The organism is Pseudomonas sp. GM49, assembly GCF_000282355.1.
Classification (GTDB): domain Bacteria; phylum Pseudomonadota; class Gammaproteobacteria; order Pseudomonadales; family Pseudomonadaceae; genus Aquipseudomonas.
In genome coordinates this window covers 1-12,633 of record NZ_AKJL01000265.1, presented here as the reverse complement: position 1 = coordinate 12,633, position 12,633 = coordinate 1, and the positions used below count along the sequence as shown (strand labels likewise).

9 protein-coding genes are annotated in these 12,633 nt (G+C 59.9%); all 9 read right to left on the bottom strand.

What is annotated here, in order from left to right; genetic code table 11:
• A partial coding sequence (locus PMI29_RS06595) for a fimbrial protein (protein ID WP_033052618.1) occupies positions 1 to 571 on the bottom strand: 571 nt, incomplete at its 3' end.
• A 105-nt stretch (positions 572 to 676) separates the two neighbouring features.
• Entirely contained in the window at positions 677 to 1,324 is a 648-nt protein-coding gene (locus PMI29_RS06600; RefSeq protein ID WP_008001905.1) for a response regulator, read from the bottom strand.
• Between the two features lie 21 nt (positions 1,325 to 1,345).
• A complete protein-coding gene (locus PMI29_RS06605) occupies positions 1,346 to 4,513 on the bottom strand; it encodes a hybrid sensor histidine kinase/response regulator (RefSeq protein WP_008001903.1) in 3,168 nt (1,055 codons plus the stop codon).
• An 86-nt stretch (positions 4,514 to 4,599) separates the two neighbouring features.
• Positions 4,600 to 5,787 carry an EAL domain-containing response regulator gene (locus tag PMI29_RS06610; RefSeq protein WP_008001901.1) on the bottom strand — a complete coding sequence of 396 codons (1,188 nt, stop codon included), beginning with the start codon at positions 5,785 to 5,787 and terminating at the stop codon, positions 4,600 to 4,602.
• Positions 5,774 to 8,587 carry a response regulator gene (locus PMI29_RS06615; protein ID WP_008001899.1) on the bottom strand — a complete coding sequence of 938 codons (2,814 nt, stop codon included), beginning with the start codon at positions 8,585 to 8,587 and terminating at the stop codon, positions 5,774 to 5,776. The genes PMI29_RS06610 and PMI29_RS06615 overlap by 14 nt, the downstream gene beginning before the upstream one ends.
• Before the next feature lie 53 nt (positions 8,588 to 8,640).
• Positions 8,641 to 9,609, bottom strand: coding sequence for a fimbrial protein (locus PMI29_RS06620; RefSeq protein ID WP_008001897.1), 969 nt, complete (start codon positions 9,607 to 9,609; stop codon positions 8,641 to 8,643).
• A 469-nt stretch (positions 9,610 to 10,078) separates the two neighbouring features.
• Positions 10,079 to 10,894: an HpcH/HpaI aldolase/citrate lyase family protein gene (locus PMI29_RS06625; RefSeq protein ID WP_008001892.1), complete on the bottom strand. Its 816-nt coding sequence runs from the start codon at positions 10,892 to 10,894 to the stop codon at positions 10,079 to 10,081.
• On the bottom strand, positions 10,891 to 11,733 hold the full coding sequence (locus PMI29_RS06630) for an FAS1-like dehydratase domain-containing protein (RefSeq protein WP_008001890.1): 843 nt from the start codon (positions 11,731 to 11,733) through the stop codon (positions 10,891 to 10,893). The genes PMI29_RS06625 and PMI29_RS06630 overlap by 4 nt, the downstream gene beginning before the upstream one ends.
• Before the next feature lie 25 nt (positions 11,734 to 11,758).
• On the bottom strand, positions 11,759 to 12,633 hold an 875-nt coding region (locus tag PMI29_RS06635; protein ID WP_008001887.1), incomplete at its 5' end, for an electron transfer flavoprotein subunit alpha/FixB family protein.

Sequence of the window (12,633 nt, the reverse complement as noted above, 5' to 3'; positions counted from 1 at the left end):
GCAGGGTGGCATCGCCACGACCGGCAACGGCCGATGCCGCATCGATGGTGGTGACGTAGGCGGCCGAGAATTTCAGCGTGGTGTTGCTGTCTTGCAGGGTGTTTTCGATCCTCGCCGTGGTCGGCGAACTCAGGTCGATCAATGCACCGTTAGCGTCAAGCAGGGCGATACCAATGTTCTTGGCGGCGCCCATGCCGTCGATCAGCTTCAGCACTTTGGTACCGGTAACGATGCCCGAACCTGCACCTTTGGTGGGTTCGAAAATCATGGCCACCTTGGTACCGGCGTTGCAGTTGATCTTCATGTCGAAGTTTTCGACGCTCAGCGTGCCGTTGCCTTTAGGCGCGGTGGCCGTACCCATGTCCTTGATCGACACTTCACCCATGGCTACCGAAATGGTTTTGTTCTTTGCAGCACCTTCAACGGAGCAGGCATCGTTGTTGATGGTGCCGGTGAAGTTGATGGTGCCGCTGCCGGCCTTGGTTGGCGTAACCGGTGGGTCGGCTGCCAGGGCATTACCTGCAGCGGCGAATATCGAAAGGGCGAGAAGTGCGCGAGACAGCTTTTTCATGTTGTTTACCATTGGTGGGGTTAAAACAACACGATATAGGGCTGACTCCTGGTGGAACATCAGACGATTCCTAGAAGCCAGTTTGAAGTTTGAAGAAGTCTCCTGTTAGTTGAACAAGTTGCGTTCCATGCAGTAAGTCAATAAGTCCTGATCACTGCTAACGTTAAGTTTACGCATGGCTGATATTTTCTGAGTGCTAATGGTCTTTGCACTTCTGTTTAATCCCCGTGCAATCTCGTTGACGCCTAATCCAGAGACAAATAAACGCAGTATTTCGTGTTCCTTGGGTGACAGCCGGGTAAATCGCTCGTCCAGGTCAGCGCCGTCGTAAATCACTGACGTCGGCGGCGGCCCGTTGCTGCGAACCGGGTTGCCCCGGGCAATGGCCTTGAGCGCCGCTTCGATTTCGATATGCAGCTGGTTTTTCTGGATGATGGCCAGAACCCCGAGTTCTTGCAGGCGCGTCAGGATCAAGGGGTTCGAAATCATGGTCAGCACCAGCACACGGACTGTGGGGAAGCGCCGCGTCAGGTACTCCACCAGTTTCAGGCCGTCACCGTAGGGCGAGTCGCCGGGCATATTGAAATCGGTGATGACCAGGTCCACCTGCCTGTTTTCGAGCAGATCGATCAGCTCGTTGGAGCAAACGGCTTCGCCCACCACGCGAAAGCGTTCGTCACGCTCAACCAGCTCACGTACCCCCACCAGTACAATGGGATGGTCATCGGCAATGACAACGTTGAGGGTTTCCATGGGTGATTATCCAGAGTGAAATTATTCGAGGGTATCCAGTAAATCATTCAACCGAGTGAGATTCTGGCGGACTTCCAGGTTCAGGGCGGTCGTCACGGCCATGCCGTTCAAACGACACTCCAGTTCGACAAACGTAGTGGCCATGGCATCGATCTGCACCGCACCCAACGCGCCGGCCATGCTGTGCAGTTGCTGCGCCACTCTATTGGCATCGGCGCTGTCCAGCGCAGTCAATGTGGCGTGTATGTCCTGGCGCAGGGTCGTGACAAACAGTTCGCGCATTTTCGGCGACAGCTGTATTGGCATGGCGATGGCGGCGGGTATGGCAATTTTGCAATGTTTCTCCAGGTGCGCACGCAAGGTGGCGAGGTTCAGCGGCTTGACCATCCAGGCGTTCATGCCGACGGCGGCGCAGCGTTCGCCTTCTTCGCGCAGGGCATTGGCGGTGACGCCGATAATCGGCAACGTTTCATCCTGTTGACGCAGCGCCTCGGCCAATTGGTAGCCGTTCATGACAGGCATGTTCACGTCGGTCAGCACCAGGTCGAAGCGCCCGGGTAACCACTGCGCCAGGGCCTGTTCGCCATTGGCCGCGACCACCACCGAGCAGCCCAGCACTTGCAATTGCTCCTTGATGATTGCCGAGTTGATCACGTTGTCTTCCGCCACCATTACCTGCAGATTCAAGCGCCGGGTCTTTTCTGGCAGCAAAGGACGGCTGTCGGTACTGGCGCCGTGTTGTGCCAGGTAAATGGCCCAGGCAATGGCGCGTACATCGTGGGCGTCGACTTCCCGGTCGGTACCGCGCAACTGCGACGGGTTAGGGCCGTCCGGTGTGGCGATGATCCTTGGGCCGGGCCAGGGCGGCCTGTTGGCAGGTGGTGAAAGCTCCACCAGCAGCGCCGATGGCGCTGGCGTATCGACCGTTAGCGGGCGGCAGTCGAGACCAAAACGGTTGAGCCAGGCGATGAGGTGTTGTGCCAGCTCAGTGACCTGCGCGCGCACATAGACGGCGGGGGTGCCGGGGCTGAATGCGGGGCAATCGGCCAGACCGCCGGGCGCTCGCTCCAGCGCGAGTTGCAGGGTGAAGCTGCTGCCCAGTCCGGGTTCGCTGACCACGTTCAACTGGCCCGCCATCAATTCGCACAGCCATTTGCAAATGGCCAGGCCCAGACCGGCACCGGCCTGTTCGGTGGCATCGTTGACCTGATAGAAGGGGGCGAACAGTTGCTGTTGTTGCCCCTGGCAAATCCCCACCCCCGAGTCGCTGACCTGCCACTGCACGTTGACGCGGCCGTCGACGCTTTCCAGCACCCGTACCCGTAGCACTACGCGGCCGTTGTCGGTGAACTTGATCGCGTTGCTCAGCAGATTGTTGAGGATCTGGCGAATCCGTAACGGGTCACCGTGCAGCCGATCTGGCAGCGTCGCCTCGATGCAGGCATAGAGTTGCAGGCCCTTGGACCGGGCGAAGGCGCTGTAGGTGCGCACGGTGTCTTCGGTCAGTTCCAGCGGACAGAAATCCTGAAGTTCGAGGGTCATCTGCCCGGCTTCGATCTTCGAGACATCCAGCACATCGCTGATCAGTTGGAACAACGTGGCGGAGGATCGCTGGATGGTGTGCAGGTAATCCTGCTGGCGCGGGGCGAGCGGGGTCAGGCCGAGCAGTTCCAGGGTGCCCAGCACGCCATACAGAGGGGTCCGAATCTCATGGCTCATGGTGGCGAGGAACCGGCTCTTGGCCTGATTCGCCGAGTCAGCGGCCTGACGCGCATCTTCCAGCGCCGCCGCGTCTTCGATATGCCGGGTCACGTCATGCAACGCACACAACCAGGCGTCCTGGCCCTGATAGCGGGTGGGCACGAAGGCGACGTGCAGGTGGCGCCGGTCAATCTCGAGGTCCGCGTGGCCGGATTCGGTCGGCGGCTGCTGGTTGAGCAGGTTTATGAGTTCGCGGGTGTCGTGCCATTGCTGGGCGCGCTGGTTTTCCAGAAGCACGCGGTGGTCGCTGCGACGGATCACGCACAGGCCGGTCGGCGCCGTGTCGATGACCGCGCGGCTGAACGCCTCGCTTTCGGCGATGCTGGCGTGCGCGCTTTGGGCGGGCAGGATGACCCGGGTCCGGTACCAGCGATTGATGGCCCGACCGCAACCGAGCATCGCCACCACCAGTGCGACCAGGCACAGCAATGGCCACAGCGCGTAATCGAGGAAACTCTGGACACTGATGACGTAGATCGCTGTCCAGTGTGACTCGCCGGGACTGGTCAGTTTGAACACCAGGCCGTCGCGGTTGAAATTCACGTCCTCGTGCAGCGTCTGCCCGGGTTTCAGGGCGCCGGTCAGGACCACACCGGTGGGGGTAATCAAGGTGAAGTTGTCGTAGATCGACCACTGCATCAGCCGCTCGATGTTATTGACCTGGGACAGATCCAGCAGCGAGCCCAGCACCACCCGGGTGTCGGCCCCCTCGACGGTCAGTGGGGTCCTGGACAGGCTGATGTTCACGTAGGCCAACAGGGTCGGCGCGGCCCTGTCATCCTGACGGGATGAGTAGGGCTCCCAGTGCACCTGAAAATCGGGCTGAGACGAGTTCTGATCGCGCTGGTTCACTTGGGTCATCACCTCGACAAGCGCGCCAATCTGCATCTGTCCCGCACCGCGCAAACGCCCGGCGGCCGGCACGGCCACATCAAAGTTGTCGGGCCCATTGATCAGGATGACCTGGGGCGACTGATAGTGCGACGCCGACCCGAACGCGCTGTAGTAGGCGGCCAGATAGGTACCCAGCGTGAAGACCTTGACGTATTGATCGGGGGCAATCCTCTGCGGATTGATCTTCAAGCTGTAGGGCAGCGAAAACGGCAGGCCGCGGCCCTCATAAATGTTCGGGCCTTCTTCGGGCAGAGGTTTTTGCATGTAGGGCGGCCCCATGGCTATGGGGATCAGTTTGCCCTTGTTGCTTTCCCGGGAGATATCCTGCAGGAACACTTCCTGTTCGCGGACATTCTCCATCAGCCGGGCAAAATGAAACTGCAGGGTATCGCGCTGTTCTTCGATCATGCGCATCACCCCCACGTAGCTGATACCCAGCAACAGCAATACCAGCGCGCCGAGCACCAGCAAGCTCTTGTTCAGGCGCGATGAACTGCTGGCGAGTTTCTCCAGGAAGGCATTGGGATGTGGCATTACAGCGCCTGGCCAGCGATGAAGTAAGAGCCTTTTGACACAGTGACCTCGATAGAAAATGACGCTCGCCAACACCCGCTTGCGGGTCAATAAGCGTTCGCCGGTCCGTCATGGGTCAGCAGTTGCTGGAACTGATCCGAAGACACGGCGTGGGAGATCAGGAAACCCTGAACTTGAGTGCAGTCGATTTTACGCAACAGAGCAAGCTCCTGTGCAGTTTCTACGCCTTCAGCCACCACGGTCAGTCCCAACTGGCGGCCCAGGCTGACAATGCTGGTCAGCGCCTGGGCCAGTTCCTCATTGGTGTTGCAACCTTGCACCAGTGTGCGGTCGATCTTCAATTCGGTGAAGGGTGCCGACACCAGATTCATGTAGGAGCTGTAGCCCTTGCCGAAATCATCCTGGGACAGGTCGAACCCTTTGATCCGCAAGCGGCAGGCACCGGCGTAGAAGTTGCTGATGTCATCGGGCACCGAGCATTCCATCAATTCGAAGCAGATCCGTGCAGGCAAGCCTTGATGGGCAAGCACGAAAGCGAGGATGCGGTCGGGTAGATCGTGGCTGTTGAGCAGATGCGTGGGCAGGTTGATCGAAACCGGAATGTCATAGCCCTGCTGCCGCCATGCGATCTGGGCGGCAATCGCTTGTTCCAGCACGCGCCACAGCAGGCGCTCTTCGAGGCCAAAGGCGACCAGCGCCGGCAGGAATGCGCCGGGCAGTAGTGTGCCATGCTCGGGATGAACCCAGCGCACCAACGCTTCAGCGGCTACGATCCGGCCATTGTTCAGGGCTTTCTTGGGTTGGAACCAGGCTTGCAGTTCACCGTTGTCGAGGGCGTGCAAAATACTTTGGCGGTCGATGCCTTCGCGGGTCTTGGCCGGTACCGTCTGGCGCAGCGCCTGCAACTGATCGATCAGGCAGCGTAGGGCGGCCGTGTTCACCGGTTTGGAAATCAGTCCGATCACTTTCACTTGCAGGTTGCTCGCCACCAGGCTGGCGCCCATCAACATGCGGCGTGACGCAGCGCTCATGATTGCCAGCGCGGGGCGCGAACGTTGCGCAGCGAGGCCCTGTATGAACTGCACGCCATCCATACCCGGCATCAGCAGGTCGGTGAGTGCCAGGTCGAAGTCGCGTTCTTTCAGACAGGCCAGTGCTTCTTCGCCATCCCTGGCGCACACGACGTCGAAGTCGCCCAACTCGTTGAACAGGTTCTGCAAGTACCGGTGCTGGAAGGGGTGGTCTTCGACTATCAAAATGCTACAGGGCTTCATGAGCAACTCGTTCGTAGGGAGCCAGGACAGCGAACAAGGCTCGCAGCGTAAAAGGTTTGACCAGGCAGTGATTCATGCCGGCGGCCAGGCACAGGGCGTCTTCACCGCGCATGGCGTTGGCGGTGGCGCCGATGATCGGGGTGGTGCAGCCCTGACGTCGCAGGGTTTCGGCCAGGTCGTAGCCGTTGAGTCTGGGCATGTTGACGTCGGTGAGGACGATGTCGAATGTGCCTTCGTGCCAGAGCGACAACGCTTCCTCGCCATCGCTGGCCAACGCCACCGTGCAGCCAAGCTCTTCGAGCTGATCGCGCAGGATCAGTTGATTGATGACGTTGTCCTCTGCCACCAGGATGTGCAGGCGCAACGTTAGCAACGCATGGGGTTCTCGTTGTTCCGGGTGCTGGGCAATCTGGCCGCCCTGGGCCTGGCGAACTGCCCGTTGGATCGCGGCCAGATCGTTCAGATTGACCTTCCAGCCATCACCGCTGAACTGTGGCTCGTGGGCGCCGTCGCCGCAGGCCAGTACCCGCGGCCCTTGCCATGGCAGGCTCGGGCGTTGCTCGCAGGGCGCGGGATACAGCTCAAGCAGCACAGCCGTCACGCCAGGTTCCATGCAGTCAGGTGCGCCAAGATGCGGGCGGGCGCCCCAACGGCGTAACCAGCCGCTGATACTGTCGGCCAGTTCGCGTATGGGCGAGGCCACATACACGATGTCCGCTGCCAATGCCGGCAAGGCTGCAGGGGATGCGTTGCATGAGGGTTGCTGCAAGGGCACGCACAGGGAAAAACTGCTGCCCAGTCCGGGCTCGCTGACCATGCGCAGGGTGCCATTCATCAAGTGCGTCAGACGCAGGCAAATGGGCAGGCCAAGGCCCGTGCCGACCACCACGTTGGTGTTGCCTTCGGTCTGGTAGAACGGTTCGAAAATGAATGCCTGATCGTCATGGGCGATGCCTTTGCCGGTGTCCGATACTTGCCATTGCAGGCACACGCGTTCGCCTTCGCGACATTGCAGCTTGACCCGCAGCACCACGCGCCCGGAATCAGTGAACTTGACCGCGTTGCTCAGCAGATTGTTGAGGATCTGCCGCACGCGGCTGACATCCCCCATCAGCCGATCCGGCAGTTGCGGGTCGAGGCAGGCATACAGTTGCAAGCCTTTGCTCTGCGCCGCTGCCGCGTAACCCTGCACTACTTCCTGCGCCAGCGTCGTCGGGCAAAACTCGCTCAACTCCAGAGCCAGTTGTCCGGCCTCGATCTTCGACACATCCAGCACATCGCAAATCAACTGGAGCAAGGTAGCGGACGAGCCCTCGATGGCGCGCAGGTAACTTTTCTGCCGGGTATCGAGCTGCGTACGGGCGAGCAATTCCAGTGTGCCGAGCACGCCGTAGAGCGGGGTGCGGATTTCGTGGCTCATGGTCGCGAGAAACAAGGTCTTGGCCTCGTTGGAGGCGTCGGCCGATTGGCGGGCCTGCTCCAGCGCCGCTTCGATTTGCCGGCGCGCACTGATGTCGCTGAACGCACACAGCAACACGTCTTCGCCGTTGTAGCGGGTGGGCGCGCAGCTCAGATAAAGATGACGACCATCGGCGGTCTCGAAGTAATCGGTCAGGCAAGGTTCGGTAGCGTCGAAGGCATCACGAATCCAGCCGGCGCCCAGTTGCTCGCCACATTCGTCCAGCCATTGTCGGGCGAGGGTGTTTTCCAGCACCACCTGGCCGTCGGTGCGCCGCAGCACGCACAGCGCCACGGGGGCGGTCTGGATCACGTCGCGGCTGAACAACTCGCTTTCCACCAGTGCCTGGATGCGGTGGATCGCCGGGTTAATGAAGCGGTGTTCCAGACGCCGGGTCAGCAGACACACCAGGCTGATACTCAGCAGGCAGAACACCAGCGCACCGAGCATTTGCGGCCACAGTGCCGACAACACCGCGAGCAAGTCGATGGAGTAGGTGAGCTGCCAATCCGATGATTTCAATTGCTTGCGCAACACCAACTGCTCGGGCAGCCAACCGTCGCCGACAAAACCGAAAAAGTCCTGTTGCCGCAGGAGCGGCAGATGCTGCCCGGGCGGTGGTTTGTGGCTGTTGCTGAAGAGCGGCATGCCTTGCGAATTGAACATGGTGAACTCGCCGGCACTGTGGTCGCTCAAGGCACTGGAGACTTCACGGTCGTCCATTTCCAGGCCGAGCCAGCCGGAGTTGATGTCGCGTTCGTCCAGGCGAATAAAGATGTACAGCTGCGAGTGCCCGTCTGCCGCATGGGTCAGCCAGAGTTCTTGCAGGGCGCTGGTGTTGTGGTGCTTGAGGGTTTCCAGCTGGTTCAGCATGGCCCGGGGAAAGTCGCGGGCCTGCGAGGTCACGTTATACAGCCGTGACACTTGGGCGTCGGTACCGCTGCTGACGTAGATCAGGTTGAGCTGTTTGGCCTTCAGGTAGTCGCGCATGCGCTGGGTCAGCCAGATGCTCCATTGCTGGCCTGGCGTTTGTCCCAGCAGCAGGCGGATCTCTTCATCGGACACCGGCACATTTATTTTGGCTTTGCGCGTGGCCGACAGGCTCAGGCTTTCCAGCAACGCTTCGCGGGTGGTGAAAAAGGTATGGGCCTCGGCGATGGCGCTGCTCATGTAGCTGCGGCGCTGGGAGATTTCGTTGTTGAAGGTAAACAGCAGAAAGCTGTACACGCCGCCCAGAATGCCCACCAGCAGCACCAGGGCAAACATGCGCAACAGGCGACGCGCAGCATCGGGTGAGGACAGGATCGGGCTGATCTGATGGAGGTAATTCTTTAATCTCATTCCGGCACTGTAGGGGCGGCCAGGCGCCGGGAGAATCAGACGATCCTTAGTTTTTACAGGTAGTTCACGATGAAGGTGACATCGGTATTGGCACTGCCGGCCTTGAGTTCATCCGTCGCCAGACGGTAATACGAGGCCGACAAGGGAATCTTGAAGTCGGTGCCGGTGGTGGTGAAAGCGTCGAACGGGTAGGTGGTGTCCAGTGCCATGGGCTGCCCGGCGTCATTCATCAATTGCAGGCCGATGCCCTTGGCGGTGGAGCTGTCATTGAGCGCGACGATGCCATTTGCCGAATCGATGACCGGGGTGTTGGCCTTGAGCGAGTAGGTCACTTTCTTAATGCCGGTCTGGCACTGGTTCAAGCCAATATTGAAACGTACCGTGCGCGGGGTCGCGCCAGTCTCGCGAAAGTCGAGCAGGTGATAGTCGTCACCCATGGCGACCGGCACGGACGGGGTCTGGCAGGAGGCTGCATTCAATACGATGGGGTTGGTCAGATTGAATTTCTTCAGGATCAGATCATCGTCTTGCAGGCTGCCCAGGGCGCCCGCATCGATCCTGACCTGCGAAGCCAGCTTGCCAGTCTTGACGATTTCCAGCCGCACACTACCGGCACTGAAGCCATAGGCGGAGTTCGCAGAGATCGTTTGCAAAGACGCTTCGTAGCGATCCAGCCACTCTATCCAAATGCGGAATGACAGTCCGGTTTTGCCTAAAGGGAAGGTCGTTACCCTGCCGGTTACGCTGCCCCGCTTTGGATTGAGGAGTACGCCATATTGCGAAGCCAGCGTGCACGTCCAGCTATGACCGGCCCCTTGCACGGTGTCCTGGTAGACCACGGTGCCATCGGGCGTGTCAGCGGGGATCGTCAGGCTGCCGTTGGCCAGGCTGGCGCCGAAGTTAAGGGTTTCGGTGGTGGAATCGATGGCTTTGCAACTGCCGGCCATGGCGTCTGACGTACATGCCAGAAACGTCGCCGCGACAAAGGAGAGCAGGGGGCGCTGTAGTTTTAAACGCTTCATGAAGAGGGCTGTACGGGTTGGCCAAGGAGCGTTGCAGCCTAATCAACTGAAATGTCGATGGACATCAGGCGATTCTTAGAACACGTCGCTGCTGTTCTGCGTCCCGACTTCCAATTTACGGGATTCTCCCTCCTTGGGGATGGTCCGCAAAAGACTTCCCGTTTCTGGTGAAATACGCCGATCCCGTTGCACTGGTTTCCCGATGAACCAAATAAACTTTGCCGACGCCGAGTACGCCGGCAAGCGCAAGCAAACCCGCAAGGAATTGTTCCTGATCGAAATGGATCAGGTGGTGCCATGTTGGCGGTCAGCATGGCGGGGCCGTGTTTCGAAGGGGGTAGTGGCCGATCTGCTCGCCGTTGGCGGGGTTGATCGAAATGGCATGGGTAAGGCTGGAAACGTTAGTCATGACACCATCCTGCGAGGTGGGAATGAATGCGCAGCTTCGAAGCAAACTGCCGCCGCTGAATCAGGTCGCGCGCGCCAGAATGGAGTGCGCGCGACCAATGACCGGTGCGTCGACCATTTGCCCATCCAGCACGAAGACGCCTTCACCTGAGCTGGCGGCTTCGATAATGCGTTGCGCCCAGAGCAATTCTTCAGGGCTTGGCTTTAACGCCTGATGGATGATTGCCACCTGGCTCGGATGGATACATAACGCGCCACCAAACCCCATGTCGCGGGCAAACTGAACGGTGCTGTGCAGGCCGGCGGTGTCCTGTATGGAAGGAAACACACCATCCAGTGCCGGAGCGAGGCCAGCCACCCGAGTCGCGAGCAGTACTGCGTATCGAGCGTGACTCAGGATCTCTTCGGCGGCATGGCTGCCGGTGGTCAAGTTCAGGTCCAGGCCCAGATCAAGGCTGCCGAATGACAAGCGCTCAACGCCCTGGGCCTGGGCAATCGCCTGGAGGTCGGCCAGGCCCTTGGCGCTTTCGATGATGGGCCAGATCGGCCTTTGGGTATTGGCAGCCGTGAGGACGTGCTCCGCGCTTTCTGCTTTGGGCAGCAAAACTCCGATCACGCCGGCGTGTCGTCGACAAAGTTCCAGATCTGCCACGTGGGCCCAGTGATCAGGGGCATTCACTCGCACCAGAATCGGGGCGTCCGGATTGTCACTCAAGAAGCGCTCCAGGTTATCCCTGGCCTGTTCCTTGAGGTTCTCCTGCACGGCATCTTCCAGATCAACAATGACCCGGTCCGCACCGGTAGCGATGGCTTTGGGTATGCGCTCGGGACGCGTGGCCGGCACAAACAGGGCGGAGCGAACAATGGACGTATTCATGGGGTTTCTCCCGCGCTGAACTGGACTTCGCCGATCTGCGCTGTACCGTTGTGATTACCTGCCCAGAGCTGTGCCTTGCCGCTATCTATCAGACGTCCGCCAACCTCGAAAGGGTGAGGCGAAATCAAAGGCCGGACGCCACGGAAGGTGAAACGCTTCAAGCGCACGTTCGGGTGTGCTTTGGTAAACGCACGCAGATTCAGGGTGGCGATCAAAGGGCCATGCACCACCAAGCCCGGGTAACCTTCGGTCTCTGTGACGTATGGCCAGTCATAGTGAATTCGATGGCCATTGAAGGTGACGGCGGAGTAGCGGAACAGCAGGGTCGCCGAGGGCTCGACCCGTGCCTGCCATTGGCCTTCAGGGAGTGCTTCGGTGCCGCTCAGTTTGGGAGGAGTGGGTTCGCGATAGACGATGTCTTGTTCATCTTGAAGAGCGCGTTTGCCGTCCTGGAAATACTCATGGCGTACCGTGACAAACAACAAGGAACCCGTGCGCCCGTGCTTCTCTTCGACGTTGAGAATGGTTGATACACAGGTCACGTCAGACTCCACCTTCAACGGCTGGTAGAACTCGATTCGGCTGCCGGCCCACATGCGATTGCGGTTGTGGGCTGGTGGCAGGAAGCCACCGAGCGCCGGATGACCGTCCGGACCCAGTTCGCTGGCGGCAACTGGCTCCTGAAAGAACGCCCAGTGCCACAGCGGCGGCAGCGGTTCACCAGGCTGCGGTGCCTCTTCGCTCAATGTCGCGGCGATTCGTTTGACCAGGTTGAAGCTGATTCGGTCCTGGCTTTCCTGACGACGTCCAATCCAGGCTGAAAAATCGGAACTGCTCATGTTTATCGCTCCTGTCGGTCGGTAATCAGGCCAGGGCGGCCATTTCGGGGATCGCTTCAAACAAGTCCGCCACCAGGCCGTAATCGGCCACCTGGAAGATCGGCGCTTCTTCGTCCTTGTTGATCGCAACGATCACTTTGGAGTCTTTCATGCCGGCCAGGTGCTGGATCGCGCCGGAGATACCGACCGCGATGTACAGCTGTGGCGCAACGATTTTGCCGGTCTGACCGACCTGCATGTCGTTCGGTACGAAACCTGCGTCGACCGCGGCGCGGGAAGCACCGACGGCAGCGCCCAGCTTGTCAGCCAGGGCGTACAGGTGTTTGAAGTTGTCGCCGTTCTGCATGCCGCGACCGCCGGAAACGACGATCCTGGCAGCGGTCAGTTCCGGACGATCGGACCTGGCCAGTTCTTCGCCGACGAAGCTGGATTTCCCCGCGTTGTAAACGGTGGCGACCGTTTCGATGACAGCCGAACCACCAACAGCGGCCACCGGGTCGAAACCGGTGGCACGCACGGTGATGACTTTGACCGCCGCGTTCGACTGAACGGTCGCGATGGCGTTACCGGCGTAGATCGGGCGCTTGAAGGTGTCAGCGCTTTCAACCGAGATGATCTCGGAGATCTGGTCAACGTCCAGTTGTGCAGCAACCCGCGGCAGGATGTTTTTGCCGTTGGAGGTGGCCGAAGCCAGGACATGGCTGTAAATCGTGCGTTGTTCGATGACCAGATTCGCGATTAGCGGAGCCACGTTTTCCGGCAGCAAATTGGCGTAAGCGGCATTGTCGGCGACCAGCACTTTGGCCACCCCAGCGATTTTCGCAGCCGCCTCAGCCACTGCACCGACAAATGCGCCGGCCACCAGAACGTGGATGTCACCGCTGATTTTAGCGGCAGGGG

Bases quoted from the DNA above. Each gene is read 5' to 3' on its own strand.
- PMI29_RS06605 (WP_008001903.1), bottom strand. From the start codon at position 4,513: ATGCCACATCCCAATGCCTTCCTGGAGAAACTCGCCAGCAGTTCATCG.
- PMI29_RS06600 (WP_008001905.1), bottom strand. From the start codon at position 1,324: ATGGAAACCCTCAACGTTGTCATTGCCGATGACCATCCCATTGTACTG.
- PMI29_RS06610 (WP_008001901.1), bottom strand. From the start codon at position 5,787: ATGAAGCCCTGTAGCATTTTGATAGTCGAAGACCACCCCTTCCAGCAC.
- PMI29_RS06630 (WP_008001890.1), bottom strand. From the start codon at position 11,733: ATGAGCAGTTCCGATTTTTCAGCCTGGATTGGACGTCGTCAGGAAAGC.
- PMI29_RS06620 (WP_008001897.1), bottom strand. From the start codon at position 9,609: ATGAAGCGTTTAAAACTACAGCGCCCCCTGCTCTCCTTTGTCGCGGCG.
- PMI29_RS06615 (WP_008001899.1), bottom strand. From the start codon at position 8,587: ATGAGATTAAAGAATTACCTCCATCAGATCAGCCCGATCCTGTCCTCA.
- PMI29_RS06625 (WP_008001892.1), bottom strand. From the start codon at position 10,894: ATGAATACGTCCATTGTTCGCTCCGCCCTGTTTGTGCCGGCCACGCGT.